At 71.1% G+C, this 26,731-nt stretch carries 26 protein-coding genes; 12 read left to right on the top strand and 14 right to left on the bottom strand.

Annotated features, from left to right (window positions below):
• Nucleotides 1–25 precede the first annotated feature (25 nt).
• From KBO27_RS30780 to benA, 4 genes are all read right to left on the bottom strand, one after another.
• Entirely contained in the window at nucleotides 26–1,372 is a 1,347-nt protein-coding gene (locus KBO27_RS30780) for an MFS transporter (protein WP_210973359.1), read from the bottom strand.
• A 119-nt stretch (nucleotides 1,373–1,491) separates the two neighbouring features.
• Entirely contained in the window at nucleotides 1,492–4,143 is a 2,652-nt protein-coding gene (benC, locus tag KBO27_RS30775) for a benzoate 1,2-dioxygenase electron transfer component BenC (RefSeq protein ID WP_210973358.1), read from the bottom strand.
• A gap of 11 nt (nucleotides 4,144–4,154) precedes the next feature.
• Nucleotides 4,155–4,685 carry a benzoate 1,2-dioxygenase small subunit gene (gene benB / locus KBO27_RS30770; RefSeq protein ID WP_132618271.1) on the bottom strand — a complete coding sequence of 177 codons (531 nt, stop codon included), beginning with the start codon at nucleotides 4,683–4,685 and terminating at the stop codon, nucleotides 4,155–4,157.
• A 26-nt stretch (nucleotides 4,686–4,711) separates the two neighbouring features.
• Nucleotides 4,712–6,076, bottom strand: coding sequence for a benzoate 1,2-dioxygenase large subunit (gene benA / locus KBO27_RS30765; RefSeq protein ID WP_210973357.1), 1,365 nt, complete (start codon nucleotides 6,074–6,076; stop codon nucleotides 4,712–4,714).
• Nucleotides 6,077–6,317: 241 nt separating this feature from the next.
• Between benA and KBO27_RS30760 the strand changes: the two genes are divergently transcribed.
• The 5 genes from KBO27_RS30760 to KBO27_RS30740 all read left to right on the top strand — a co-directional run bounded on the left by KBO27_RS30760 (nucleotide 6,318) and on the right by KBO27_RS30740 (nucleotide 10,887).
• On the top strand, nucleotides 6,318–7,226 hold the full coding sequence (locus tag KBO27_RS30760) for a LysR substrate-binding domain-containing protein (protein WP_210973356.1): 909 nt from the start codon (nucleotides 6,318–6,320) through the stop codon (nucleotides 7,224–7,226).
• Nucleotides 7,223–8,326, top strand: coding sequence for a mandelate racemase/muconate lactonizing enzyme family protein (locus KBO27_RS30755; RefSeq protein WP_210973355.1), 1,104 nt, complete (start codon nucleotides 7,223–7,225; stop codon nucleotides 8,324–8,326). Before KBO27_RS30760 ends, KBO27_RS30755 begins: the two co-directional genes overlap by 4 nt.
• A gap of 25 nt (nucleotides 8,327–8,351) precedes the next feature.
• Nucleotides 8,352–9,197: a catechol 1,2-dioxygenase gene (gene catA, locus KBO27_RS30750; protein WP_210973354.1), complete on the top strand. Its 846-nt coding sequence runs from the start codon at nucleotides 8,352–8,354 to the stop codon at nucleotides 9,195–9,197.
• Between the two features lie 26 nt (nucleotides 9,198–9,223).
• Entirely contained in the window at nucleotides 9,224–9,505 is a 282-nt protein-coding gene (catC, locus tag KBO27_RS30745) for a muconolactone Delta-isomerase (RefSeq protein WP_132685452.1), read from the top strand.
• A gap of 119 nt (nucleotides 9,506–9,624) precedes the next feature.
• Nucleotides 9,625–10,887 (top strand): benzoate/H(+) symporter BenE family transporter, encoded by a 1,263-nt coding sequence (locus KBO27_RS30740; RefSeq protein WP_210973353.1) that lies wholly within the window; start codon nucleotides 9,625–9,627, stop codon nucleotides 10,885–10,887.
• An 11-nt stretch (nucleotides 10,888–10,898) separates the two neighbouring features.
• On the opposite strand, the gene KBO27_RS30735 is transcribed toward KBO27_RS30740, so the two are convergent.
• Nucleotides 10,899–11,522: a phosphatase PAP2 family protein gene (locus KBO27_RS30735; protein ID WP_210973352.1), complete on the bottom strand. Its 624-nt coding sequence runs from the start codon at nucleotides 11,520–11,522 to the stop codon at nucleotides 10,899–10,901.
• Between the two features lie 95 nt (nucleotides 11,523–11,617).
• The gene (locus KBO27_RS30730) at nucleotides 11,618–12,565 is read right to left on the bottom strand and encodes an aldo/keto reductase (RefSeq protein ID WP_210973351.1); all 948 of its coding nucleotides are present in this window, start codon (nucleotides 12,563–12,565) and stop codon (nucleotides 11,618–11,620) included.
• A 206-nt stretch (nucleotides 12,566–12,771) separates the two neighbouring features.
• Between KBO27_RS30730 and KBO27_RS30725 the strand changes: the two genes are divergently transcribed.
• Nucleotides 12,772–13,032: a DUF3040 domain-containing protein gene (locus tag KBO27_RS30725; protein WP_210973350.1), complete on the top strand. Its 261-nt coding sequence runs from the start codon at nucleotides 12,772–12,774 to the stop codon at nucleotides 13,030–13,032.
• A gap of 19 nt (nucleotides 13,033–13,051) precedes the next feature.
• On the opposite strand, the gene KBO27_RS30720 is transcribed toward KBO27_RS30725, so the two are convergent.
• On the bottom strand, nucleotides 13,052–14,527 hold the full coding sequence (locus KBO27_RS30720) for an SDR family oxidoreductase (protein ID WP_210973349.1): 1,476 nt from the start codon (nucleotides 14,525–14,527) through the stop codon (nucleotides 13,052–13,054).
• Nucleotides 14,528–14,661: 134 nt separating this feature from the next.
• On the opposite strand from KBO27_RS30720, the gene KBO27_RS30715 reads away from it, so the two are divergent.
• Together KBO27_RS30715 and KBO27_RS30710 are read left to right on the top strand one after the other, a co-directional pair.
• Nucleotides 14,662–16,020: a cryptochrome/photolyase family protein gene (locus KBO27_RS30715; protein WP_210973348.1), complete on the top strand. Its 1,359-nt coding sequence runs from the start codon at nucleotides 14,662–14,664 to the stop codon at nucleotides 16,018–16,020.
• Between the two features lie 99 nt (nucleotides 16,021–16,119).
• A complete protein-coding gene (locus KBO27_RS30710) occupies nucleotides 16,120–16,764 on the top strand; it encodes a phosphate signaling complex PhoU family protein (protein WP_210973347.1) in 645 nt (214 codons plus the stop codon).
• Between the two features lie 8 nt (nucleotides 16,765–16,772).
• Here KBO27_RS30710 and KBO27_RS30705 read toward each other — a convergent pair whose 3' ends face one another.
• The 6 genes from KBO27_RS30705 to KBO27_RS30680 are packed head-to-tail and all read right to left on the bottom strand — an operon-like array spanning nucleotide 16,773 to nucleotide 21,725.
• Nucleotides 16,773–17,801: a DUF5914 domain-containing protein gene (locus tag KBO27_RS30705; protein WP_372448893.1), complete on the bottom strand. Its 1,029-nt coding sequence runs from the start codon at nucleotides 17,799–17,801 to the stop codon at nucleotides 16,773–16,775.
• Nucleotides 17,795–19,360, bottom strand: a complete 1,566-nt coding sequence (locus KBO27_RS30700; RefSeq protein WP_210973346.1) for an FAD-dependent oxidoreductase — start codon at nucleotides 19,358–19,360, stop codon at nucleotides 17,795–17,797. Before KBO27_RS30700 ends, KBO27_RS30705 begins: the two co-directional genes overlap by 7 nt.
• The gene (locus tag KBO27_RS30695) at nucleotides 19,353–20,087 is read right to left on the bottom strand and encodes a class I SAM-dependent methyltransferase (protein ID WP_210973345.1); all 735 of its coding nucleotides are present in this window, start codon (nucleotides 20,085–20,087) and stop codon (nucleotides 19,353–19,355) included. Before KBO27_RS30695 ends, KBO27_RS30700 begins: the two co-directional genes overlap by 8 nt.
• On the bottom strand, nucleotides 20,084–20,416 hold the full coding sequence (locus KBO27_RS30690) for a lycopene cyclase domain-containing protein (protein WP_210973344.1): 333 nt from the start codon (nucleotides 20,414–20,416) through the stop codon (nucleotides 20,084–20,086). Before KBO27_RS30690 ends, KBO27_RS30695 begins: the two co-directional genes overlap by 4 nt.
• A complete protein-coding gene (locus tag KBO27_RS30685) occupies nucleotides 20,413–20,760 on the bottom strand; it encodes a lycopene cyclase domain-containing protein (RefSeq protein WP_307870713.1) in 348 nt (115 codons plus the stop codon). The genes KBO27_RS30690 and KBO27_RS30685 overlap by 4 nt, the downstream gene beginning before the upstream one ends.
• Nucleotides 20,757–21,725 (bottom strand): phytoene/squalene synthase family protein, encoded by a 969-nt coding sequence (locus tag KBO27_RS30680; RefSeq protein ID WP_210973343.1) that lies wholly within the window; start codon nucleotides 21,723–21,725, stop codon nucleotides 20,757–20,759. The genes KBO27_RS30685 and KBO27_RS30680 overlap by 4 nt, the downstream gene beginning before the upstream one ends.
• Nucleotides 21,726–21,905: 180 nt before the next feature.
• On the opposite strand from KBO27_RS30680, the gene KBO27_RS30675 reads away from it, so the two are divergent.
• On the top strand, nucleotides 21,906–22,817 hold the full coding sequence (locus tag KBO27_RS30675; RefSeq protein ID WP_132685463.1) for a LysR substrate-binding domain-containing protein: 912 nt from the start codon (nucleotides 21,906–21,908) through the stop codon (nucleotides 22,815–22,817).
• Here KBO27_RS30675 and KBO27_RS30670 read toward each other — a convergent pair.
• Nucleotides 22,805–24,073 (bottom strand): flavin-containing monooxygenase, encoded by a 1,269-nt coding sequence (locus tag KBO27_RS30670; protein WP_210973342.1) that lies wholly within the window; start codon nucleotides 24,071–24,073, stop codon nucleotides 22,805–22,807. The two genes, KBO27_RS30675 and KBO27_RS30670, sit on opposite strands and share 13 nt — an antisense overlap.
• A 264-nt stretch (nucleotides 24,074–24,337) precedes the next feature.
• On the opposite strand from KBO27_RS30670, the gene KBO27_RS30665 reads away from it, so the two are divergent.
• The 3 genes from KBO27_RS30665 to KBO27_RS30655 are packed head-to-tail and all read left to right on the top strand — an operon-like array spanning nucleotide 24,338 to nucleotide 26,564.
• Nucleotides 24,338–24,760 carry a RidA family protein gene (locus KBO27_RS30665; RefSeq protein ID WP_210973341.1) on the top strand — a complete coding sequence of 141 codons (423 nt, stop codon included), beginning with the start codon at nucleotides 24,338–24,340 and terminating at the stop codon, nucleotides 24,758–24,760.
• Nucleotides 24,757–25,437: a DUF1028 domain-containing protein gene (locus tag KBO27_RS30660; RefSeq protein ID WP_210973340.1), complete on the top strand. Its 681-nt coding sequence runs from the start codon at nucleotides 24,757–24,759 to the stop codon at nucleotides 25,435–25,437. Before KBO27_RS30665 ends, KBO27_RS30660 begins: the two co-directional genes overlap by 4 nt.
• A 5-nt stretch (nucleotides 25,438–25,442) precedes the next feature.
• Nucleotides 25,443–26,564 (top strand): M20 family metallopeptidase, encoded by a 1,122-nt coding sequence (locus KBO27_RS30655; protein WP_246538566.1) that lies wholly within the window; start codon nucleotides 25,443–25,445, stop codon nucleotides 26,562–26,564.
• Nucleotides 26,565–26,731: the final 167 nt, after the last annotated feature.

Raw genomic sequence — 26,731 nt, 5'->3', positions numbered from 1 at the left:
CGCACCGCCAACGGCGCCGAACAGCCTAGACCGGGTTCGAGCTGCCGGCCGCCGCTGCGACCAGCGGTCGTTCCGCCGCCTCCTCCTCGTCGTGCGAGCGGGGCACCAGCAACGTCACCGCCGCCGCACCGGCCGCGACGGCGGCGAACAGGTAGAACGCCGTGGTTCCGCCGAGGCCCGCCCCGACGAGCAGGCCACCGACGACGGGACCGACGATGCCGCCGATCCGCCCGAAGCCCGCGCACCACGCGACACCGGCCGCGCGCGCCCTGGTCGGGTAGTAGTTCGACACCAGACCGTAGATGAGCACCTGCGTTCCGATCGTGCCGATCCCGGCCACCGCGACCGCCAGCAGCAGCACGAACAGCGGGAGTTTCAGCGGGAGCAGCGCGAGGGTGCCCGCCGCGAGGACGAACGTCGTGGCGACCACGCGCTTGGCCCCGGCTCGGTCGGCCCACAGCGACGCGACCAGGCCACCCACGATGGCGCCGAGGTTGAGCACGAGCAGGAACGTCAGCGAGTAGGTCTTGCCGTAGCCGTTGTTGGCCATGATCTGCGGCAACCAGGTGTTGAGGCCGTAGGTCAGCAGGAGACCCGCGAAGCTCATCAGGCCCAGCAGCGCCGTCGGCCACGCGAGGTCCTTCGACGCCAGCGCGGGGAATCCCGCGCGGACGCTGCCCGCCGGTGCCGCCGGCTCGGTCCGCAGCTCGATCCCGGTGCGCTCGGCGAGCGCCTTCGCCTGCTCGACCTTGCCGCGCGCGGCGAGCCACTTCGGCGATTCCGGCAGCTTCACCAGCGCCAGCGGGAGCACGAGCACGATCGGGAGGGCCCCGATCCAGAACAGCCCGCGCCAGCCGACCACGTCGTCGAGCACCAGGGCGAGAAGCCCGGCGAGCACGCCACCGGCGGGCACTCCGCTGTAGACGATGGCGTTGAGCCGGTTCCGCCGCCCGGGATCGGCGAACTCGGCCACCAGCGGTCCGACCGTGGCCACCAGCGCGCCGACACCGATCCCGGTGAAGAAGCGTCCGATGCCGAAGGCGGCGACGCTCTGGGTGAGCGCGGTCGCGCCCATCCCGACGGAGAACCAGGCGAGGTTGATCAGCATGATCCGGCGGCGGCCGATGAGGTCGCCGAGGGTGCCGGCGACCAGCGCGCCCACGAGGACTCCGATGAGCGCGTAGCTGCCGAGGGTGCCCGCCTGGCCGGGCGTGATCGCCCCGAGCTGGGTCGGGTCCTTGAGCAGGGTGGGCAGGACGGTGCCGTAGACGACGAGGTCGTAGCCGTCGAACACGAGCACGATGGTGGACAGGGCCACGACCCAGGAGACGGTTCGTTGGCGCCGACGCGTCGTTGAGTCGGTTTCGGACATGGGGGGGCTCCCGATTCGTCGGAGGGAGGAAAGCGGCCTGATCAGGCCGAACCGGCGGCGCGAGGCCGCACGTGCGAGAGGTGGGACGGGGGCACGTCTCGCCCCCGTCCCGACCGGCGTCAACCGAGGTCGCCGCCCGCGACCGGCAGGACGCTGCCGGTGATGTAGGACGCCTCGTCGGAGGCGAGGAAGGCGATCGCCGCGGCCTGCTCGTCCAGCGTTCCGTAGCGCTTCATCAGCGAGGTGCTCACGGTCTGGTCGATGTGGGCCTGGAACCAGGCGCGTTCCTCGTCCGTCTCCAGCGCGGAGCCGCCGCGCGAGATCCGCCGAGGTGGTGCCTCCGTCCCGCCGGGAGCCGTGGCGACCACTCGGATCCCTGAGTCAGCGCACTCCAGGGCCAGCGACGCGGTGACCGCGTTGATGCCGCCCTTGGCCGCCGAGTACGGGATGCGGTGGACGCCGCGCGTGGCGGCGGAGGAGACGTTGACGATCACACCGGTGCCGCGCTCGCTCATCGACGGCAGCACCGCCCTGCAGGTGAACAGCGTCGTCAGCAGCGACCGGCGCAGCTCGGCCTCGATCTGCTCCGGCGTGAACTCGGTGAACGGCTTGAACCAGATCGCACCGCCGACGTTGTTGATCAGCACGTCGATGCGGCCGTGGCGAGCGATCGCCGCGTCCACCACCGCCTGCGCGCCCTCCCAGGTCTCCAGGTCGGCCACCACGGCCACGCCCGAGAGCTCCTCGGCCAGCTCCTCGACCAGCTCCGACCGGTCGGCGAGCACGAGATCGCCGCCCTCGGCGGCGACCCGGCGTGCGGTCCACTCGCCGATGCCCTGGGCCGATCCGGTCACGACGACGACCTTGCCGTCGAAGCGTCCCGGGGTGATGAACCGCGGCCGCTTCGCCGACTCGGCGTCGGCCATCGCGCGCCGGGTGGTGACCTTCGAGCGGTCCGCGTGCTCGGCGATCAGCCGTCGGGCGGTCGTGCGGTCGCCCGCTTCGAAGGCGCTGACGATGTCGAGGTGGTCCTGCGTGCACCGCGGGTGGCACCAGGTGGCGTTGCGCAGCGTCGTCTCCATGTGGCCCTTCACGCCGAGCGCGCGGTAGGCCTGCAGGAGGTGCTCGTTGCCGGTGAGGGTGAACAGGTAGTCGTGGAAGGCCGCGTTGGTCTCGGTGTACTGGGCGGCGTCGACGAACCGGTCGCCCTCGACGTAGGGCACGGCGGACTCGGCGAGCAGCCGGTAGCCGGCCAGCTGCTGCGAGGTGAGCCTGCCGATGGTGAGTTCGAGCGCACCGAGTTCCAGCGCCTGGCGCGCCTCGAACACCGCGTCCGACTCGTGCACCGACGGGTGCTCCTCGCCGATCTCGTACCCGCCGGGCGCGGGTGCGGTCAGCGGTTCGAGGTCGGACGGCGGGGACAGGACCTCCTGCCCGGCGATGGATCGGGCCTCGGCGTTCTCGATCAGCGCCGCACCGGGATCGAGGGCGCGGCTGCCGCTGCCGGTGCCCTGCCAGATCCGCTGCCCGGCGATCAGGCTCGCGGTGACCGTCTCCTCCCCCGCCGACCGCTCGAACCCGGCGTGCAGGGCCGGGATCGCGACGTCCGGGAAGAGGTTCTGCCCGGCGACCTCCCGGCTCCCGCCGGGGTTCGCCTCCGGCACGAGCTCGGGTTCCGGTTCGGGTTCGGGTTCGACCTCGGCGGACGGTTCCGGTTCGGGCTCGGGTTCCGGAGCCGGCTCGGGCGCCGGTTCCTGAGCCGCAGTGGCGGCGAGGGCGAACTTCTCGTAGTAGAAGCCGGTCGGCTCGAACCCGTCGTCGGCGAAGTGCTTGCGCACCGCCTCCACCATCGGCGGCGGTCCGCACAGGTACACCGCGACATCGCCGCCGTGCAGGTGCTCGTCCCGGATCAGCTTGGTGACGTAGCCCTTGTTGGGCGCTGCGCTGCCGGGGTCGGCGACGCAGTAGTCCCAGGTGAGGTTCTCGATGTCGGCCGCGAGCTCGGTCACCGCGTCGGTCTCGACCAGGTCGTCGTCGGTCGTCACGCCGTAGATCAGGTGCGCGGGGCGCTTCGATCCGCACGCCCGCATCTTGCGCAGGATCGACAGGATCGGCGCGAGCCCGGTCCCACCGGCCAGCAGCAGCACCGGGCGATCGGTCTCGCGCAGGAAGAAGCTGCCGTGCGGGCCGGTGAACGACAGCTCGTCGCCGACCTTCGCGCGCTCGGTGAGGTACTCCGACATCACCCCGCCCGGGGTGATCTTGACCAGGAAGCTCAAGTGCTCCTCGTCGGGCGCGCTGCTGAAGGAGTACGACCGCGTCTGGTCGGTGCCGGGCACCGCGATGTTGACGTACTGGCCGGGCAGGAACGCCAGCTTGTCGCGGTCCGGCGTCTTCAGCGTGACCGACACCGTGGTCGGCGAGAGCCGTTCGAGCGCGGTCAGCGTCGCGGGGTAGGTCGCCGCCTGCGTCTTGGCCACGGCCGAGGTGCTGGCGATGCGCAGCACCAGGTCCGACTTCGGGGACATGCTGCACGGCAGCACGTAGCCGCGCTCGGCCTCGTCGGCGGTCAGCGCGTCGTCGATGTAGGTCCCGCCGTCGTACTCACCGGACTCGCAGAACGCCTTGCACGTGCCGCAGGCGCCGTCCCGGCAGTCCAGCGGGATGTTGATGCGCTGCCGGTAGGACGCGTCGGCCACGGTCTGGTCGGGAGCGCACGTGATGAACCGGGTGACACCGTCCTCGAAGGACAGCGCGACTTGGTGAGTCATGGCCGCCTCGCTCAGATGTGGTACACGTCGACGACGTGGTGGATGTAGTCGTTCTTGAGCACCACGGTCTTCCGGCGGATCAGCGGCGCCGGTCCGGAGAAGTCGATGGTGTAGAACGACGTCCCGTAGTACGGGTCCACGGTCTTGTACCGGAAGTACATGGTGTGCCAGTTGAAGCGCACGTCCACGATGTCGCCGCGGCGCTCGATCAGCTCGACGTTGCTGATGTTGTGGCTCGTGCGCGGTTCCGGGATCGAGGTGGCGCTGGAGCGCTCGGTGCGGATGCGGAAGACCCGGTCCTCCAGGCCGCCCTTGTTCGGGTAGTAGATCAGCGAGATGTCGGTCTGCGGATCTTCGGTGAGAAGGTCGTCATCGCCCCACGAGGGCATCCAGTAGACGACGTCGTCGGCGTAGCACTCCAGCCACTTCTCGAACTCGCGGTCGTCGAGGTAGCGGGCTTCGCGGTAGAGGAACTGCTCGATGTCCTGCTGGGTGATCGGCTTTCCGGTGGTGGTGGCGGTGGCGTCAGCGTGGACGGTCATCGGGAACTCTCCTGGCGCAGAGGGGGTCACTGGGATTCGGCGGCGCGTTCGGCGGCGATGGCGGCCTGCATGGTCTGCTGCCAGTAGCCGTGCTGCACCGGGTAGAGGCCCTCGTCCTCGTTCTTCTTGCCCGCCGAGATCACGCCCGGCATGTCGAGTGCTTCTGCGACCTCGTCGGGGCCGGTGAGCCAGTGCTCGGCCCCGCGGCTCATGTCGTTCCACGGCGCGGCGGTGGCGCGGAAGGTGAGCTGGCAGGAGCGGAACTCCTCCAGGTCGTCGGGAGTGGCCATGCCGGAGGCGTTGAAGAAGTCCTCGTACTGTCGGATCCGCCAGGCCCGCGCCTCGGCGCTCTCGCCCTTGGGGGCGATGCAGTAGATGGTGACCTCGGTCTTGTCCGGCGCGATCGGCCGGAAGTGCCTGATCTGCGTGGAGAACTGGTCCATCAGGTACACGTTGGGGTACAGGCACAGGTTGCGGGAGCCGCGAACCATGAACTCGCCCTTGGCCTCGCCGAACTCCTCCTTGAGCTCGTCCATGCGGTCCCACAGGGGGCGGTCCTGCGGGTTGCCCGCCCACGTCCACAGGCACAGGTGACCGTTGGGGTAGGACCAGTAGCCACCGCCGGACTTGCCCCAGCTGCCCGCGTCGAGGGTCTTGGTGCTGTTCTTGGACTCGCCGGTGCCGCGCCGGGCCGTGGTCGCCGCGTAGTTCCAGTGCGTGGCGGTGACGTGGTAGCCGTCGGCGCCGTTCTCGGCCTGCACCTTCCAGTTGCCGTCGAAGGTGTAGGTGGACGCGCCGCGCAGCACCTCCAGCCCGTCCGGGGACTGGTCGACGAGCATGTCGATGACCTTGGTGGTGTCGCCCAGGTGCTCGCTCAGCGGCTTCACGTCGGGGTTGAGGCTGCCGAACAGGAAACCGCGGTAGGAGTCGAAGCGGGCGACCTTGGTCATGTCGTGCGAGCCGCCGGTGTCGAACGAGTCCGGGTAGCCGGCGCCGTCGGGGTCCTTGACCTTGAGCAGCTTGCCGTCGTTGCGGAACGTCCAGCCGTGGAACGGGCACGTCAACGTCGTGCGGTTGTCGGCCTTGCGGCGGCAGATCATCGCACCGCGGTGAGCGCAGGCGTTGATCAGCAGGTGCAGCTCGCCGTCCTTGTCGCGGGTGATGACCACCGGCTGGCGGCCGATGTAGGTCGTGAAGTAGTCACCCGGGTTCGGCAGCTGGCTCTCGTGGGCGAGGTAGATCCAGTTGCCCTCGAAGATGTGCTTCATCTCGAGTTCGAAGATCTCCTCGTCGGTGAAGATCCGGCGGTTGGCCCGGTACACCCCGGCCTCGCGGTCCTCCACGACAGCGTCTGCGACGACGGCGGACACGTGGTTCAGCATCTCGGTCATGGATCCTCCAACGGCCCAGATCGACTCTGATCGGCCTCGCGGCGACAACTGGCCGCCGTGGCATGACTGGGAACCATGACACCTCGTGGTGCCGGTCACACCAGGCAAATACCCAGACCTGGCTTAGGGTGTTATTCATCCACGCTGTTTATCAATCGAGCGAAACCAAGTCTTTGTCTTCGATGAGCGGGTTGCCTACCGTGAGAAAAATCGGCGACGAGGACGAGGGAGGAGGCCCGCCGTGGAGCTTCGCCACCTGCGCTACTTCGTCACCGTCGCCGAGACGTGCCACTTCGGTCGCGCCGCCGAGCAGCTGCACATCGCCCAGCCCGCGCTCTCGCACACCGTCCGCCAGCTGGAGGACGAGCTCGGCGTCGCGCTGCTGGCCCGCACGACCCGGCAGGTCCGCGTGACACCGGCGGGCGAGTTCTTCCTGGGCGAGGCCCAGCGGGTGCTCGCCGCCGTCGACGCCGGGGTGCGCGGAGTGCAGCGCATCGGCGAGGGGCAGCTGGGGCTCGTCCGGGTCGGGTTCACCGGCACGGCCGCGTTCTCCCACCTGCCGCACCTCGCCCGGGCGCTGGCCCAGCGCGTTCCGCAGGTCGAGCTGGAGGTGCACGCCGAACTCCTCACCGCCGAGCAGTGCGAGCAGCTGCGCGACGGTTCGCTGGGCGTCGGCGTGCTCCGGCCGCCGGTGACCGGTGACGACATCGACTACCGCGTGATCGAGGTCGAGCCGCTGGTGCTGGCGGTGCCCGCCGACCACCGGCTGGCCGTCGAGCCCGTGGTGGCCACGACCGATCTGCGGGCCGAACCGCTGGTGACCTACGACGGGCGCAACTCCGTCGTGCACGCGGCGGTGCTGCGCAGCTGCCGGGACGCCGGGTTCACCCCGCACCAGCAGCACCAGGCCCCGGGGACCGCGGCACTGCTCGCCCTCGTCGCGGGCGGTCTGGGAGTCGGGGTCGTTCCGGCTTCGGCGCGCTCGCTGCCGCTGGCCGGGGTGGTGTTCCGGGACCTCGCCGGCGCGGCGACCGTCGAGCTGGCGCTGGCCTGGCACCGCGAGACCAGCTCGCCCCTGGTCAACACAGTCCTCGCCGAATTGGAGGACGTCTTCCCGTCCGCACGACCACCAGCAGAGGCCGGTTCATGAAGATCACCCAGGTGGAAGCGATCCCGTTCGCCATCCCGTACCGCAAGCCGCTGCGCTTCGCCTCCGGCGAGGTGCACGCCGCCGAGCACGTGCTGGTGCGGGTGCACACCGACGACGGGATCGTCGGCGTGGCCGAGGCACCGCCGCGGCCGTTCACCTACGGCGAGACCCAGGCCGGGATCGTCGCCGTCATCGACTCGATCTTCGCTCCGCAGCTGGTGGGCCTGAGCCTGCTGGACCGCGAGACCGCGCACGCCAGGCTCGGGCGCACCGTCGGGAACCCGACCGCGAAGTCGGCCATCGACATGGCGATGTGGGACGCGCTCGGCCGCACCCTCGACGTGTCGGTGACCGAGTTGCTCGGCGGCTTCACCGACCGGATGCGGGTGTCGCACATGCTCGGCTTCGACGAGCCGGCCGCGATGCTGGCCGAGGCCGAGAAGATGCGCGACAACTACGGAATCACCACGTTCAAGGTCAAGGTCGGTCGCCGTCCGGTGTTCCTGGACACCGCCGTGGTGCGCGCGCTGCGCGAAGGGCTCGGCGACTCCGTCGAGCTCTACGTCGACGGCAACCGGGGCTGGACGGCCGCCGAGTCCGCGCGCGCCATGAAGGAGATGGCCGACCTCGACCTGCTCTTCGCCGAGGAGCTGTGCCCGGCCGACGACGTGCTCGGGCGGCGCTGGCTGGTGCAGCAGCTCGACGTGCCGTTCATCGCCGACGAATCCGCCGTCTCCCCCGCCGACGTCACCCGGGAGATCCTCGGCGGTTCTGCCACGGCGGTGAGCATCAAGACCGCGCGGACCGGGTTCACCCGCTCCCAGCGCACCCACCACCTCGCCGAAGGGCTCGGGCTGGAGGTCGTGATGGGCAACCAGATCGACGGCCAGCTCGGCTCCCTGTGCAGCGTCGCCTTCGGCGCCGCCTACTCGCTGACCTCCCGCCGGGCCGGCGAGCTGTCCAACTTCCTGGACATGAGCGACGACCTGCTGGCCGAACCGCTGCGCATCAGCGACGGTGAGCTCACCGTCCGACCCGGCGCCGGTCTCGGCGCCGAACTCGATCCCGACAAGCTCCGGCACTACCGCCAGGACTCCTGACCCACCACGAATCGAGGAGGATTCCATGACCACCGCTTCTGATGCGGCCACCGCCGCCGCTTCCGGCGCCAACGCCACCGAGCGGTTCAAGAGCGACAAGCTGGTCGGCGTGGAGAACACGCCGCCCGAGCGCGTCAGCACCCTCGCCCGCGAGGTGCTGGAGGCCGTCCACGAGACGATCCGCAAGCACAAGGTGACCTACGACGAGTACAACGCCCTCAAGGCGTGGCTGATCAGCGTCGGCGAGGACGGCGAGTGGCCGCTGTTCCTCGACGTCTGGGTCGAGCACGTCGTCGAGGAGGTCGCCACCGAACACCGCGAGGGCAACAAGGGCACCATCGAGGGCCCGTACTACGTCCCGGACGCCCCCGAGCAGGGCTCCAGCGGGTCGGTCCCGATGCGGGAGAACGAATCGGGCACGCCGCTGACCTGGACCGGGAAGGTCACCTCCACCAACGGCTCCGCGCTCGCGGGGGCGAAGGTGGAGCTGTGGCACGCCGACGCCGACGGCTACTACTCGCAGTTCGCGCCGAACATCCCGGAGTGGAACCTGCGCGCGTCGTTCACCACCGACGCCGACGGCAACTTCGAGATCCGCACGGTTCGCCCGGCTCCGTACCAGATCCCCACCGACGGGGCCTGCGGCAAGCTCATCTCCGCGGCCGGCTGGCACGCGTGGCGTCCGGCGCACCTGCACGTCAAGGTGTCGGCACCGGGCCACGAGCTGCTGACGGCGCAGCTGTACTTCCCGGGGGACGAGCACAACGACGACGACATCGCCTCGGCCGTCAAGCCCGAGCTGATGCTCGCCCCGAAGCCGGTCTCCGGTGGCGAGGCCATCGAGTACGGCTTCGTCCTCGACCCCGCCTGACCGATCAGTCCACAGGAGACACACTCGTGCTTTACCACATCCGCATGGACGTGAACCTCCCGCCGGACCTCGATCCGGAGGAGCGCGCCGACCTCCTCGCGCGCGAGAAGGAGTACAGCCAGAAGCTCCAGCGCGAGGGCAAGTGGCCGCACCTGTGGCGGATCGCGGGCGAGTACGCGAACGTCTCGGTCGTCGACCTCGCCGACCACGACGAGCTGCACTCCGTGCTGTCCGGGCTTCCGCTGTTCCCGTACATGAACATCGAGGTCACACCCCTGGCAGTGCACCCCAACAAGATCACCGGCTGAGGACGGTTGTTGAGGGCGGCACGGCTTCCGCCGCACGGCTCAACAGCTCTCAGCAGGACTCCACCGATGCCGGGTGTCCGTCGTGGACGCCCGGCATCTTCTCCGCCCGAGGGGGATTCGTGACCAGCACGCTCGACGACGTCGACACCGAGAAGCCGGTCCACCGGGAGCGGTTCGAACGTCCCGCCTCCCCCGCCACGGGGCCGCGCCGGGTGCTGCGGGACCTCAGCGGGGCGTCGGTCGCGGGCGGGGTGGTGGGTCTCGTCTTCTCCGCCAGCGGCCCGATCGCCGTGATCCTCTCGGCGGGCACCCACGGCGGCCTCAGCTCGGCGCAGCTGGCGTCGTGGGTGTTCGGGGTGTTCTTCCTCAACGGCATCCTCACCGCCATCGCGTCCTGGGTCTACCGGCAGCCGCTGGCGTTCTTCTGGACGATCCCGGGCACCGTGGTGGTCGGCGCATCGCTGAACCACCTGAGCTGGCCGGAGGTCCTGGGGGCGTTCGTCGTGACCGCGCTGCTGATCCTCGCGATCGGCCTCACGGGCTGGGTGCGCACGATCATGGCCGCCCTGCCGATGCCGATCGTGATGGCGATGGTCGCCGGGGTGTTCCTGCGGTTCGGGCTCGACCTCGTCACCGCGACCGGCTCGGACATGAGCGTCGCCGTGCCCATGATCGCGGTCTTCGCGCTGCTGAGCGCATTCCCCCGCGCGGGACGCCTGGTGCCGCCGATCCTCGGCGCGCTGGCCGCCGGCGCTCTCGCCGTCGCCGCGTCGGGCCGGTTCGGCCTCGACAGCGCGGGATGGCTCGCCCAGCCGATGCTGCAGACCCCGGAGTTCTCCTGGCGGGCGATCACCGAGCTCGTCGTGCCGCTGGCGATCACGGTCCTGGTGGTCCAGAACGGCCAGGGCACAGCGGTTCTCAAGCAGGCAGGCCACAACCCGCCGACGAACGTGGCCGCGGTCCTGTGCGGGCTCTGGTCGTTGCCGGCCGCCGCGGTCGGCGCGGTCTCGACCTGCCTGACCGGCCCGACCAACGCGCTCCTGGTCGCCTCCACCGAACGCTCCCGCCAGTACACGGCGGGCATCGTGTGCGGGCTCGGCGCGATCGTCGTCGGCCTGTTCGCCCCGGCGTTCGTCAGCTTCATGCTGGCCACGCCCCCGGCGTTCATCGCGGTGCTGGGAGGCCTGGCCATGCTCCGAGCCTTGCAGGGCGCCTTCGTCACGGCGTTCAGCACGAACTTCACCCTCGGCGCCCTGCTGGCCTTCCTCGTCACCGTCTCGGGCGTGAACCCCCTGAACATCAACTCCGCGTTCTGGGGCCTGCTCGCAGGAGTCCTCGTCGCCCTGGCCCTCGAACGCCAACACTTCAACCCGCGCAACTGACCCGAGACCCGTCAGACCAGGACGGCGAACAGTCCCCCGACGACGGCCGCGCCGACCACCGAACCACCCACGACCTGTGCCGTCGTGTGGTCACCAAGCCGGACCCGCGACCACGCGATCGCCGCGACGACCAGCGATGACAGCAACCAGGCCGGCCCGTGCAGAACCACCAGCACCACGGCCGCGCCGGCGGCCACGGCGGCGTGCAAGGACACCTTCCACCAGATCGTGATCGTCCCGGTGACCAGCAAGGCGGCGACCATCGTGACGTCCAGCGCCACCAACATCCACGGCGCACCCAGAGCCATGAGCAGCGCCAAACCGATGCTGCTCAGCACGATCAGGGCCAGGAAGGGCACGAGCCTGCCCTTCCGATCGCGGACATGGTGCCCGTCCCACCGCCCCGAACGCGCACCCCACACGATCACCCCCATCGGCAGCACGCTGCTGGTCAAAGCCACCAGCAGCCCCCACCCCAGCGTCGGGCCCGCGGCACGGGTCGCCTGCCACGCCACGATCAGCGGCAACACAGTCACGACCACGGAGGGCGGCAGCACCTCGGTGACCACACGCGCGACCCGATCAACCCACGTCCAGCGCGCGAGTACACCCACTGCTTGCAACTCGGTCCGCATCTCCGCCCGGTTCTGCGAGGCAGCACCCAGGCCAGGTCTTTCCTGGCCGAGCGCAGGGTCCTGCGTCGTGTCCTTCATTCCCACGGGTGTCCGCGTCACGGCACGTGGTGGCCTGCTGCTTGGAGGAGGCCGTACCACTCTCCTCGGGTGAGCCGGATGTCCGAGCCCGCGGCGGCATCGGTGATGCGCTGCGGGGTGGTGGTGCCGAGGACCACCTGCATGCCGGCCGGGTGGCGGGTGATCCACGCCGTGGCGATCGCGAGGGGCGTGACGCCGTACTCGGCCGCGAGCTCGTCGAGCATCGCGTTGAGCCGCGGGAACTCCGCGTCGCCCAGGAAGACCCCGCCCTGGGCCCCCTTCTGGAACGGCGACCACGCCTGGACGGTGATCCCGTTGATGCGGCAGTGCTCCACCAGGCCACCGCCGTCGCGGGTGAGCGCGTCGTCGACGGCCGTGTTGGCGGCCAGGCCCTGCGCGACGATCGTCGCGTGCGTCACCGACAACTGCACCTGGTTGACCACGATCGGCTGCCGCACAGCGGTCTTCAGCAGGTCGATCTGCCGCGGTGTGTGGTTGGAGACGCCGAAGCTCCGCACCTTCCCAGCGGATTCGAGCTCGTCGAAAGCGCGCGCCACCTCGTCCGGCTCGACCAGCGCGTCCGGGCGGTGCAGCAGCAGCACGTCGAGGTAGTCCGTGCCCAGCGCCCGCAGCGAATCCTCCGCGGAGGACACGATGTGCTCGTAGGACGAGTCGTAGTGCCACTCCTCGTCGACGATGCTCGTCTTCGTCTGCAGCGTGATCTGCTCGCGCTCCGCCGCGGAGAGCCCCAACGCCTCGTGGAACCTGCGCTCGCAGTGGTGCGTGCCGCCTCCCGGGTGACGGAAGCCGTAGAGGTCCGCGTGGTCGAAGAAGTCGATCCCGGCCTCGCGGGCCGTGGTGTAGAGCTCGCGGATCTGCTCATCGGTCTTGTCCGCGATCCGCATCATCCCGGAGATGACGTTGGGGGCTGCAGCACCGCTCGTTCCGAGCGGAACGGTCCGCATAGGTCGTGTCCCAATCAGTAGGCGTCAGTCTGAGCCCGGACGTGCCGAGCCGGCACCGGAGATTCTTCACGAACGCGCTCCGGTTCGGCCAGGCCGCTCACCTGTTCCCGTCCCGGGCGAGGGAGGGAGGGCCTATCGGCCCTACCCGTACCGGTGGCGGGTCTGCATGGTTGCCTCACCAGGCCCGCCGACCGCCGGAGGACGCCATGCTTCGACGCCATGAGATCCGCATCCTCGGAGAGATGGAACGACAGCTGCGCACCGACGATCCGGCGCTGGCCGGCGAGCTGACCCACCCCCGGACCCGGTTCCGCGACTGGGGGACCACGCGCAGAGCGCTGGGGTTCACGACGGCGGGTTTGGCCCTGCTGTGCCTCGTGCTCGGCGAAGGCGCGGCCTTCTTCACCACCGCAGCGCTGGCCGTGGCGCTGATCCTGCTCAGCCACTGGTCCGTCCGAACCGAATGACCGCGCGAACCGGGCGCGCTCAGCGCGGGGTTCGAGGTGCGCGCCGGAGATCGGCGGCGTTCGCGATGTTGCGGACCATCCCGCCGAACACGAGACCGTGGAACGGGTAGATCGCCGCCCAGTACAGCTGTCCGGTCAACCCGTGCGGTTCGAACACCGCGCGCTGCCGGTAGATCGCGCCGCCGTCGTCGGCGGGTTCCACGCCGAGCTCCAGCCAGGCGCGACCGGGCACCTTCATCTCCGCCCGCAACCGCAGCAGCCTGGGGCGGTCGACGTGTTCGACCCGCCACCAGTCCAGCGCTTCCCCGGCGTGCAGCCGATGCGGGTCCCGGCGTCCCCGCCGCAGCCCCACGCCACCGACCAGCCGGTCGACCCAGCCGCGCACCGACCACGCCAGCGGGAACGAGTACCAGCCGTGCTCGCCGCCGATCGACTCGATGACCTCCCACAACGCCTCCACCGACGCCGCCGTGCTCTGCTCGCGCACGTCCTCGCGCACGCTGCCACCGGTCCACTCCGGGTCGCTGGGCAGCGGATCCGACGGGGCGGTCGGTCCGGTGGCGTCCGACCACCGCGTCGGCACCTCCGCGCTGCGCATCCGCGCCAGCGCGAGCTCCACCGCGCGTTCGTAGCCGGTCAAGCCGCCCTCGGGGTCGGGGACGTGGTCCGCCACCGCGTGGTCGCGGCAGACCACCTCGTGCACCAGCGATTCGATCAGCGGCACCGCGATCGCCTTGGGCACCGGGGTGACCAGGTTGACCCACTGCGCCGACAACCAGGGCGTCAGCACCGGCACCGGGAGCACCACCCGCCGCGGCAGGTCGGCGACCCTCGCGTACCGGTGCATCATGTCCAGGTAGGTCAGCACGTCCGGACCACCGATGTCGAACGCCCCGCTGGTCTCCGCGGGGATCTCGGCGGCGCGCACGAGGTAGTGCAGCACGTCGCGCACCGCGATCGGCTGGATCCGGTTGTGCACCCAGCGCGGCGTGACCATCGCCGGCAGCCGATCCGACAGGTACCGCAACATCTCGAAGCTCGCCGACCCCGAGCCGATGATCACCGCCGCCCGCAGCACGATCGTCGGCACGCCCGAGTCCGCGAACACCCGGCCCACCTCGGTCCGCGACGCCAGGTGCGGCGACAGCTCCTGCTCCCCCGGCACGATTCCGCCCAGGTAGACGATCCGCCCGACGCCCGCCTCCCGAGCGGCGTCGGCGACGGTGCGCCCGGCGGCGCGGTCCAGCGCGACGAAATCCCGGCTGGTCAGCGAGTGCACCAGGTAGTAGACGACCTGCTCGTCCGACAGCACCCGCGCGACGCTCTCGGCATCGGAGACGTCGCCCTGCACCACCTCCACCTGGTCGCGCCACCGCATGTCGTCGAGCTTCTCCGGGGAGCGGGCGAACACCCGCACCCGGTGCCCGGCGTCGAGCAGCTCGGGCACCAGCCGCCCACCGATGTAACCCGTCGCACCCATGACCACGCACCGCATACCGCGATGGTTCCTCGAACCGAGGGGCTCCGCAGAGCCATCGCCGACTCGCCGCGGCGTGCGGGACGGGTCGTGCCCGAACGATTCGGGCATCCTGTTGACCCGCACGACCGAGACCCGTGAGGTGCTTTCCGATGACCGTCGCCGTCGCCCTGTTCACCCGCGACCTGCGGGTGCACGACAACCCGGTGCTGCACGCCGCGGCGACCGGCGCGGACCGGGTGATCCCGCTGTTCGTCCTCGATCCCGCGATCACCGGAACGGGGTTCGCCGGGCCCAACCGCGCCGATTTCCTGGCCCTCAGCCTGGCCGACCTGGACGACGCCCTGCGCGCACGAGGTGCAGCCCTGGTCGTCCGGCGCGGCGATCCGCGGCAGGAGCTGGCGGAACTGGTCGCCGAGCACGACGTCACCGACGTCCACCTGGCCGCCGACGTCAGCGGTCACGCGCAGCGCAGGCAGGACGCGCTGGTCGACGGGCTCGACGCGAGGGTGCACCTGCACGACGCGTCGATCACCGCCGTGGCGCCCGGTGCGATCACCCCGTCCGGCGGCGGCGCGCACTTCGCGGTGTTCACCCCCTACCTCCGGCGCTGGCAGGAAACCGGTCAGCGGTCGCCGCTGCCCCCACCGGACCGGCTGCGCATGCCCGACCTCGACCCGGGGAAGGTTCCGGAGGCCGCCGAGATCAGCTCCGGCGACCCGGCCGAGGACCTGGTCGGAGGTGGCGAGCGCAACGGCCGGAGCCTGCTGTCGGAATGGGCTGACGGTCTGGTCGACGACTACTCGTCCGGGCACGACGACCTCGCCGGGGATCGCACCTCGCGGTTGTCGCCCCACCTGCACTTCGGCACGCTCTCGCCGACCGAGGTGGTGCACCGGGTGGGTACCCGCACCCAGGGCGCGCAGGAGTTCGTCCGGCAGGTGGCCTGGCGGGATTTCCACCACCAGGTGCTGGCCGCGAACCCGCGCACCTCGATCGAGGACTACCGACCTCGCGGCGACGACTGGCGCGACGCGCCGGAGGAGCTGCGCGCCTGGGCGGAGGGGCGCACCGGATATCCGATCGTGGACGCGGGCATGCGCCAGCTGCTGCGGGAGGGCTGGATGCACAACCGCGCCCGGATGATCACCGCGAGCTTCCTGACCAAGACGTTGCACCACGACTGGCGGGCCGGTGCCCGGCACTTCCTGTGGCACCTGGTGGACGGGGACGTGGCGAACAACCAGATGAACTGGCAGTGGGTGGCCGGAACCGGCACGGACACCCGGCCCAACCGGGTCCTCAACCCGCAGCGCCAGGCCGAGCGCTACGACCCGCGCGGGGACTACGTGCGGCGGTACGTGCCGGAACTGCGCGGCATCGACGGCCCGGCGGTGCACGCGCCGTGGAAGCTCCCGGACGACCAGCGCCGCGGGCTGTCGTACCCGGAGCCAATCGTGGACCTGGACTTCGGTCGCCGCCGCTTCCTGGACGCCCGCACATCCGACTGAGGTTCCAGGATCGCCGCTGACCTGGGCCGCGAACCCCGGCCCGGAACGCGGCCGTTCCCGATCACGCACGAGCTGGTATGTCCGGTTAGGGTAGATCAGATGCGTGAAGCGTTCCACGGCGAACTCGAGGAGCTCGGCGAGCAGCTGGCCGCGATGGTCGGCCAGGCGGCCGAGGCCATGCGTCTCGCCACACAGGCCGTGACCACCGGTGACGTGTCGCTGGCCGAGCAGGTCCTCACCGCCGATGCCGAGCTCGACGACGCTCGCAACACCTGCGAGGACCACGCCCAGCGGCTGCTCGCGCTGCAATCACCCGTGGCCGGTGATCTGCGCACCGTCCTGGCCGTCCTGTACTGCGGGGTGAAGGTCGAGCGGATGGGTGATCTGGCCGCCCACGTCGCGGGCCTGGTCCGCTACAGCCATCCGGACCCGGTCGTCCACGACGAGGTCGCCGACATCGTGGCCGCCCTCGGCGAGGTGACCGTGACCATGGCCGGTTCCCTGCAAGAGCTGATCCGGGGTTCCGACCCCGCGGACTCCGCCTGGCTGAGCGGCACCGACGATGAGGTCGACGCTCTGAGCAGCCGGTTGGACGCCGCGGTGCGCAACGACAGCTGGCCGCACGGCGTGGCCTCCGCGATGCACCTCGCGCTGCTCGCCCGGTTCTACGAGCGCTTCGCGGACCAGTCCGTGTCCGTGGCCCGCCGACTCGAATTCGCCACGACCGGCGAGATGCCGGACTGAAGCGAGCCTCAGGGCTTCCGCCCTGCGCGATCGTGCCGCCCGGTCCGGACGGCGTAGCGGCGTTCGGCGTAGGCGAGGTCGTCCCGCCAGAGCCTGCGCGCCGCTCGTGCCATGGCCGGTCGCAGCAGCGTCGCCGCGTTCCTGGCCAGCAGGAATCCGGTCCTGGGCGAGGTCGCGACGACGGCTTCGACGACCTGCGTCAGCGGACGCCCGTCGGCCGTGCTCCCCACCGGCGTGGCATGCGTTTCGACCACGCTGCCGGCGCCCTCCCCGGAGATGATGCGCATCAGCACGGTTCTCGCCTCGGGGCAGGTGAACTCGGCGAGGACAGGAACGCCGAGGCGTCCCGCCACGCGGAAGGTGACCTCGACGAGGAAGCGGTCCTCGACAGGTGCCGGGCCGTCGACCGGCGGGGTTTCCAGGACGCGGAGCCGGGTGAACGAGTACGGGTGGAACCACGCGCCGTGCCAGGGATCGAGGCGATTGGCGACCACATCGGACGGTTCGCAGACACCGGTCACCGCCATGACCGCGTCGATGCTGCGGCGCGGCACCGGGCGGGCGGCGATCACCGGCTCGTCGAGCGGCTCCTCATCGCCCGCGCCGTCCAGCCGGACCCAAGCGAGAACGCCGTCGTCGTGGCTGGGCAAGGGTTTCCAACCGGGCCGTCCGCGGCTGCCCAAGCGCATCCCGTGCCACCGACACACGAGGGCGCCGCGGTGCACGGCGGCCTCGCTCAGCGGAGCCCCGAGGTGCGGGCACGCACCGGGCCCGACCTGCAGCGCTCCCGACCGATCGCGCCAGGCCACGAGCTCGGTCCCCGCGACGTGGAAGCCCAGCGGCCGGTCGGCGCGAACCTGGCGGCTACCCGCGAAGACGTACCAGTTGCCGCCGGTGCGGCGCTCGGCCCGCGCGAGTGCGGCACGGATGATGCGCGGCTCGGCCTCGGGGTAGGTCGGGTGCTGCTCGGCCCACGCATCCCTGGGAACCGGTTGCAGGGGCCACCTCTCGGGCCACTGGTCGCGGATGTTCACCACCGAGTCCTCCCTTCTCGCTGGGCCAGCCGCCGCAGCACGCCGTTGCGACCGCAGGTGGGAACCGAGCGCAGCTCGTGCCCCCGAAGACCCCAGTGACCGAGCAGCCGGTTGGCTGCGTGCCAACCCGTGGTCGCGGCCCGTTCCATCAGCGCCACCGGCAGGTCGATCCGGATGCCGTCGCCGGCGAGCACGAGGCCTGCGTGCGGAGTCCTCACGCCCGGCCGCCGGAGGAAATCGCCGACACCGAACAGCGGGCAGTCCTCGCGCCACAGCACCGATTCCGCGACGACGCCGGCTCGGGCGGTCTCGGGGTAGAGCTCGTGGAGCCGACCCACCAGGTCGTTGCGCAGGCGGCGGGTTCGAGCGCAGTCCCCCGGGTGCTCCGCCACGGCGTAGGCGTGCAGCTCGACCACGGAGCCACCGCGCCGGGCCGCCCAGCCGCGCGCTTCACCGTCGTAGCGGTCGAGCACGCTGATGTTGTCGAGCGGGCCGTGGCCGCTGGTGGCCAGGAACGCCGCCCGGTGCGGCTCGACCGGCCGGTCCAGCCAGAGCCGCTGGACGAAGAACGAGGGAGCGTTGCGCAGCCCGCGAACCGACTCCGACCAGCCGGGCGCCTCCAGATCCGGCGAGTCGTCCAGGAGCTGCCGCAGCGCCCGCACGTCAGCGGCGATGACCACGCCGTCGGCGTCGAGAGGTGCGCCCCGGTCGCGGTGCACACGGTAGGTGCCGTCGGAACCGCGTTCGATCCCCGACACCGCGGTGCCCAGGTCGAACCCGACGCCGAGCGCGGTCAGGTACGTGCGGAGCGGGTCCCACAGGCTCCGCTCGAAACCCGCGTCCGGAACGTCGAACAGCAGCCCTTCGCTGGAGCCGAGGAAGAAGATGTGGAACATCGTGGCGAGCTCGGCCGCCGACATCTGCTCCGGGACCGCGAAGAAGCTGCGGGAGAACACCTCCAGCGCCAGGTGCCGAGCCGCTTCCGGGAAGCGGATGCGGTCGAGGAACGTCGCGGCGTCGACGTGGTCGAGGCGCTCGTAGGTCTCGGGGACCGACACGGTCGCCAGCGGCGCCGCCGCGCGGGGGTCCAGGCCGGCCAGGTCGGAGAGGCGGAACGTGGGGCTGCGCAAGGCGAACAGCAGCGCGTTCCACGGCGGTGTTCGGGGCAGGCCCTGGAACGTGTCGACCCGGCCTTCGGCATCGACCAGCGGGTAGTCGGGCAGCGCGACGAGGCGCTCCAGGCCCGGGTCGGTCCTGCGCAACAACTTCCGCAGGTTGTAGTACTGGCGGAAGAAGGCGTGGAAACCGCGGCTCATCGCGACCTCGTCGCCGTCGGGCAACCGCTCGGTCCAGCCACCGACGCGACCGCCGAGGTGGGTGTTGCGCTCGACGAGCTCCACCTCCACGCCCCGCTCGGCCAGGCCGGTCGCCGCGCACAGCCCGGCGATGCCACCTCCGACGACCACGACTCGGGGCCTGCGCCCGAGCGCGCCCGCATCGGCGACTCCGGGCGGTGCCCGGTGCCGCACCGCCCGCGGGTCCGCGCAGCCCTGGTCACGCATCGGGGGTGTTCCCAGACGGTGCCCTGGCGAGGAAGGTGTGCACCACGCGCCGCTGCCACCCCGACACCGTCCGGGTCTCGACATCGGTGAAACCGCAGTCCCGCAGTCGCCGCTGGAAGCGCTCCACCCCGTCGAACGACCGGACGCTGCGCCACAGGTACCGGTACAGCGCGGAACTCCCGCTCGCCGCGGTTCCTGCGGGGATGATGATCGTCCAGCACACGAGGTTCCAGACCGCCCGCGCCCGCATCGAATCGCGCACCGAGAACTCGTGCACGACGAGCCTGCCGCCCGGGCGCAGCAACCTCCGGAACGCGCGCAGCTGCTCGTCGGGGTCGTCCAGGTTGCGGACCAGGTAAGCGGCGAAGACGGCGTCGAAAGGTCCGTTCTCCGGGAGGTCTTCGACGCGGCAGTGCGCGAAGCGCACCGAGGGCGGCCACGGCTTCCGCCGAGCGCAGCGCAGCATCTGCTCGGACGCGTCGACCGCGACGACCTGCGCGAGCGGCGCCGCGTCCAGCACCGCTGCCGTGGAAGCCCCTGTGCCGCAACCGGCGTCGAGGACCCGCAGCCCAGCACCTCTGCCGGGCAGTCCCATGCGGCTCGCGGAGGCGCGGAGGTCGCGGTGGTACCCGGGATCGGCCGCCACGAGGGCGTCGTAGGACGCTGCTGCGCCGTCGAAGGTCGCCGGGACGGCGCGGGCGCGCAGCGCGGTCTGCCTTCGCCTCATCGCGCGGCCCCCGTTCGACCACGTCGGTGGCGCTGCCGCTCCCACCCCAGGAGCACGGCGGTGACCAGGGAGAAGCCGAAGAGGAAGTCCTCGACCGGGATGTCCCACGGGAACCTGATGCCGCTGATGTGCGCGGGATCGTAGAGGACGATCGGTGCGTCGAGCTTGGTCAGCCACCCGTCGACGGGGATCTGGAACGCCAGGACGATCACCACGGAGATCCAGTAGGCCGGTTTGGCGAACAGCCCGGTGCGCAGGACGGCGCACTCCAGGAGGACCACGACGCCCACCGACAGCAGCGCCGGGAGCGTGTACCCGAGCCCGGTCACCGGTGCACCTCCACGTCGCCGCGGGCGCGTCGACCGCGCCGCGTCAGCGCCTCGACGGACTGGTAGGTCAACAACGCGCACAGCGGGACGACCAGGAAGAACAGGAACTCCTCCAGCACGATCCCGGCCAGCGAGACCCCGAGCGTGTAGCGCGGGTTGAAGCTCCACACCTCGGCCCAGACGGCCACCGCGTCCCACACCAGGAAGACCAACGCCACGGGCAGCACGGCGGCGGCGATCCTCCCCGGTTCGCGCAGCACGCGTGCGCCGAGGCACTCCAGCGGGAGCACGACGAGGAGGCATCCCGCCATCACGAGCAGGTACTGCCACTGGTCGGCGTTCACGGCCGCGCACCTCTCGTGGGCGCGGGCCGGTGCGCACCGCGCTCGCGCGCCCGGACGGCCCGGAACAACGCGGCCCCGGCGATGCGCGCGCGGTAGGCCTTGCCCACCACCGCGCGGCGCGTGAACACCGCGAAGTCGTCGGCTTCGATGCGGTCGAGGATGCGCGAGTACAGCGCGTGCGCGGTCTGCACGCAGGGCCGCGACACCGGGTCCAGCATCCCGATCCCGACCTCGGCGAACCGGTAGATCTCCCGGGTGAGCGCGTGCTGTTCGACGAGCGCCGCGCGCACCCGGGGATCGGTGCGGCGGTGCCGGTGACACCAGAGGAGCAGCTCCCGGTCCACGCCATGCGCGGCGAGCTCGTCGGCGGGGAGGTAGACGCGCCCGCGTTCGAGGTCCTCGGCCACGTCGCGCAGGAAGTTCGTCAGCTGGAACGCCCGGCCGAGCGCTGCCGCGTGCGGCGCGGCCTCGTCGAGCGGGACGACAGCGCCCAGCACCGGCAGCACCTGCAAGCCGATCACCTCGGCGGAACCGCGCATGTAGGTGCCCAGCGCGTCCCGGTTCGGGTAGTCGCGCACCGAGAGGTCCATGCGCATGGACCTCAGGAAGTCCTCGAAGAGCTCGCTGGGCAGCCCGTGCCGCACGGCGGTGTCGACCACGGCGGCCAGCAGCGGATCGGAGCAGCTCCCGCTCCGGATGCCCGAGATCAGTTCGGCCCCCAGGCCGCTGAGCCGTTCCGCGCACCGCGCGGGCTCCTCGTGCTCCCGCGGCTCGTCGACGATGTCGTCGGCCCAGCGGGCGAAGCCGTAGAGGGCGTGCACCGACGGCCGTTGCGCGGGGGTCAGGAGGCGGGTGGCCAGGAAGTAGGTCCTCCCGTGGCGGGCGTGGAGGCCGCGGCAGAGCTCGTAGGAGCGGCGCAGAGCGGGGTCGGTGATGTGCGCGGCGTCCAGCTCGGCTCGTGGCACGGCACCTCCCCTCGTCCGCGCGGCCGGACCGCCCGCTCGTCTGGTGCATCCGTCCCATTGCAGCCCGGCAGCCAACTGATCGCCATTCCGCGCGGCGGTGGCCGGGCTGAACCCGAAGACCGTTCGGGACCGGCCCACGACCTGCGTCGTGCGCACCGGCGCGGGAGGCAGAATGTCGCCATGAGCGAGCCCTCCTTCACCCTCGTGCAGCTGCGCTACTTCGAGGCCGCCGCCCGGCACCTGAGCATGACCGCGGCGTCGAACGAGCTGCTGGTCTCGCAGTCGGCCGTGTCGACCGCGATCGCTCAGCTGGAGAAGGAGATGGGGGTGCAGTTCCTGCTGCGTCACCACGCGCGGGGGCTGAGCCTGACCACCGCGGGTGAGGAGTTCTACAAGCGGGTGCTGGACTTCCTCGCCCACGGCGCGGAACTCGTCGAGACCGCCCGGCAATCCGGCACGGAGCTGGTCGGCACGCTGGCGGTCGGCTGCTTCGCGACGCTCGCACCGTTCCGGCTGCCCGGTCTGCTGGCCGAGTTCGAGGCCCGGCACCCGCGGGTCCACCTGTCGTTCCGCGAGGGCGAGCACCACGCCCTCAAGGCGGCCCTGCGCTCGGGCGCCACCGAGCTCGCCCTGCTCTACGGCTACGACCTCGACGACGACATCGAACGCGAGGTCGTGGGCACGGCCTCGCCCTACGTCCTGGTCGCCGAGGACCACCGGCTCGCGCGGCGGAAGCGCCGCAAGGTCTCGCTCCGCGACCTCGCCGACGAGCCGATGGTGCTGCTCGACCTGCCGCACAGCCGCGACTACCTGCAATCGATCCTCAGCGACGCGGGAGTGCGACCGCGCATCCGCCACCGCGCCAGCGGCTACGAGACCGTCCGGGCCCTCGTCGCCAACGGGCACGGATTCGCCCTGCTCAACCAGCGGCCACCGGACGAGACCACCTACTCGGGGTCCCGGGCGGTGGCGCTCGAGCTGACCGACGACGTGCCGTCGCTGGAGATCGTCGTCGCCTCGATGCGCGGCGTCCGCCTCACCCGCCGTGCGCAGGAGTTCCGGGACCTGTGCCGCGACCTCTACGCGGGCTGATCGATCGGCTTGGGCTCCGCGCTCAGGTATCTGCGTTGGGTTGCGATGTGATCGGCGACGAACTTGGCGTCGTGCCAGACGCCCCAGATGAAGCTCGATCCGCGGCGGGCCAGCCACGGCAGGCCGAGGAAGTACACGCCCGGCTCGGCTGACACGCCGCGGCGGTGCTCCGGCCTGCCGTTCTCGTCGAACGCGTCGACCTGCAGCCAGTCGTAGTCGACGGCGAAGCCGGTCGCCCAGACGATCGAGTGGACACCGGCGGCGGCGAGGTCGAGTTCGAGGGTCGGATCGGTGACGCAGGCGGGGTCCGGGCCCAGCTCACGTGCCTCGGGCTCTTCCGGCAGGTCCAGGCCGTTGCGCGCCACGTAGGCGTCGGCTTCGTCGAGCAGCGCCAGGTAGTTCGCGTCCCCGTGCGCGATGTTGGTGCCGAGGTCCGGGGCGAAGCGCAGGACTCCGTCGTCGAACGAGCCGGTCATCCCGACGAGGTCGATCCCGAGGTCGGCGAGCGCCCGGAAGTCGACGGTGCGGCCACCGCGCGCTCCGCTGACCGCGATGGTGACGTGCTCGGCCCCCGACGGCGGGGTTTCGGCGTCCCACTTGCCGAGAACGCCGAGCCACCAGCAGAAGTCACGTCCGCGGTAGTGGCGCGGCGGACGGTCGTGCGGGCCGACCGAGAGGTAGGTGGTTCGGCCCGACCGTCGGAGTTCTTCGGCGATCTGCACTCCCGACGACCCGGCTCCGACCACCAGCACCGCACCGCCGGGCAACTGCTCGGGGTTGCGGTACTCGCTGGAGTGGATCTGCACGGGTCCGGCGTCGCGCGGCACGATCGGCGGGATCACGGGCCGTTGGAAGGGTCCGGTCGCCGCCACGACGTAGCGGGCGTCGAGGGGCCCTTCCGAGGTCTCCACGCGAAAACCCGCTCGCCCCTCCTTCTTCCGCACTGAGGTGACTTCGACGCCGGTGCGGATGGGCGCGGCGATCTTCTCGGCGTAGGCCTCGAAGTAGTCGGCGATCTGGTCCTTCGAGGCGAACGCGTCGGGCGGCAGGTCGACGAACTCCAGCCCGGGGAACCGGTCGTGCCACGCCGGTCCGTTCGCGACCAGCGAGTCCCACCGCTCCGAGCGCCAGCGCTCGGCGATGCGGTTCCGCTCCAGGACGACGTGCGGCACGCCGCAGTCGCTCAGGTGCTCGCTCATCGCCAGACCGGCCTGCCCCCCGCCCACGACGACGGCCTCGACCTCTCGGCTTGACATCCACGGACCTCCACTCGGGACCGGCGGGCGATCCGCCCGGTTCGCCTCCACACCACTGCTTCTCACCGGATCCTCGCCGCCGACAGATCCCGTGTCCAACAGATGTTTTCTGTCATGTGCATCTGATATTCCGATGCATATCGCATCAGTTATTCCGATGCATTGATCCGGAAACATCTACTGGACAGAACCTCGGTGGCGAGTTCAGGCTGGTGCGATGACGCCGCCGACGCGTGCGACGAAGTCCCAGGGAAAGGCCATGAAGTGATAGTTCACCGTCGCATCCGACCGTTCAACACCCGCGACACCTATCCCGAGCAGAGCCTCGACAACGATCTCTGCCAGGCCGTCGTCGCCAACGACACCGTCTACGTGCGCGGCCAGATCGGGCAGGACCTCGACACCAGCGAATCCGTCGGCATCGGCGACGCCGCGGCCCAGGCCGAGCAGGCGATGGCCAACATCAAGATGCTGCTCGAGGAATCGGGTAGCCGGATGGAACACCTCGTCAAGCTGACCATCTACCTCATCGATCCCCGCTACCGCGAGGACGTCTACCGCGTCGTCGGCAGCTGGACCAAGGGCGTGCACCCGATCTCGACCGGCGTGGTGGTCTCCGCGCTCGCACGGCCCGAGTGGCTGTGCGAGATCGACGCGATCGCCGTGATCCCGAAGGAGGAGAAGTGACCTTCTCGATCGTGGCCCGCGACCGCACCGGCGACCGCGTCCGGTTCGGCATCGCGGCCAGCTCGTCCAGCCCCGCCGTGGTCGCCCGCGTCGCGCACCTGCGTCCGGGCATCGGCGCGGCCGCCTCCCAGAACATCACCGACCCGCGGCTCGGCGGTCACCTGCTCGACCGGCTCGCCGAGCACGGCGACGCCGCGCGGGCGCTCCGCGAGGTGACCACCGGCACCGACCACGTCGAGTACCGGCAGCTCACCGCGCTCGGGGCGACCGGCCCGGGCTTCGCCCGCAGCGGTGCGAGGACCCTGGGCACGCACGGATCGGCCACCGCGGACGGCGTCGTCGCCGCGGGCAACATGCTGGCGGGCGAGCACGTCCCGCAGGCCATCGTCGACGCCTTCACCGCCGCCACCGGGGAACTGGAGCAGCGGCTCGTCACCGCCTTGCGGGCCGGGCTCGCCGCCGGGGGCGAAGAAGGCCCCGTGCACTCCGCCGGCCTCGTCGTGGTGTCCGATGTGGAGTGGCCGGTCACGGATCTCCGGGTGGACTGGGCGGACGACCCGATCGACCGGCTCGACGAGCTGCTCGACGTGTGGCTCCCGCAGCGCGACGACTACGTGACCCGCGGGCTCGACCCCTCCTCCGCACCGTCCTACGGCGTCCCGGGAGACGACTCGTGACGGGCATGAAAGCCGCCGCTCGCACCGTCATCGACCGGCACGCCGAGGAGCTGATCGGCCTGTCGGAACGGCTGCACGCCGACCCGGAGACGGCGTGGGAGGAGCACCGGGCGGCCGCGGCCGTGCCCGAACTGCTCGACCGGGCCGGGTTCACCGTCACCCCCGCCTACCTCGGGTTGGACACCGCGTTCCACGCGAGCTTCGGCACCGGCCCCCAGCGGATCGCGCTGTGCGCCGAGTACGACGCGCTGCCGGGTCTCGGCCACGCCTGCGGCCACAACCTCATCGCGGCCAGTTCGATCGGCGCCGCGCTGGGGCTGGCGGCGGTGGCCGACGACGCGGGCGTGACGGTCGAGGTCTACGGGACTCCCGCCGAGGAAGGCGGCGGCGGCAAGATCGAGCTGCTCGACCGCGGCGCCTTCGCCGGGGTGGACCTGGCGATGATGGTGCACCCGGCGCCCGTCGACGTCGCCGAGGCGCGGCCGTTCGCGGTGAGCCATTCGAAGATCTCCTACTCGGGCAAGTCGGCCCACGCCGCCGCCTACCCCGAGTCCGGGATCAACGCCGCCGACGCGTTCACCGTCGCCCAGGTCGCCATCGGGCTGCTCCGCCAGCAGATCCCGGCATCGGCCAGGGTGCACGGGATCGTGACGCACGCCGGGGACGCGCCGAACGCGATCCCGGAGCGCGCCACCGGCCGCTGGTACGTGCGAGCCGAGACGCTCGCGGAGCTGGCCGAGCTGGAGCCGCGCGTGATGCGCGCCTTCGAGGCCGGGGCGCTGGCCACCGGGAGCGAGCTGACCGTGGAGCCGGAGAGCAAGCCCTACGCGGAGTTCCGCGCGGACGACGCGGCGCTGGAGGCCTACCGCGCCAACGCCGTCGAGCTCGGCCGCGAATTCGCCCCGGACGGCACGGCGTCCCGCATGAACCGGGCCTCCACCGACATGGGCAACGTCTCGCAGGTGGTGCCCGCCATCCACCCCTACATCGGCATCGGCTCGCTACCGGCGATCAACCACCAGCGCGAGTTCGCCGACCACTGCGTCGGCGGCACCGCCCAACGCGCCCTGCTCGACGCCTCGATCGCCCTGGCCTGGACCGGAACCGACCGCGCCACCACCCCATAACCACCGCACTCCCCCGCACCTGCACCTTGGCGAAGCGAGCTCACAGATTTCCACTGAAATCCGGAAGACCGCCCGGCCTCGGTGACTGCGGTGGCACGGCTGCGGGTCGCGTCGGGTGGGTGGGCTTCAGGGTCGTGGGGTCCGCTGGGGTCGGGGTGATGCCTGGG

Origin of the sequence: Saccharopolyspora endophytica, from assembly GCF_018070075.1 — a bacterium.
In the GTDB taxonomy this organism is placed as follows: domain Bacteria; phylum Actinomycetota; class Actinomycetes; order Mycobacteriales; family Pseudonocardiaceae; genus Saccharopolyspora; species Saccharopolyspora endophytica.
The sequence above is the reverse complement of the archived record's forward strand: the minus strand, read 5'-3'. Positions and strand labels throughout refer to the sequence as shown.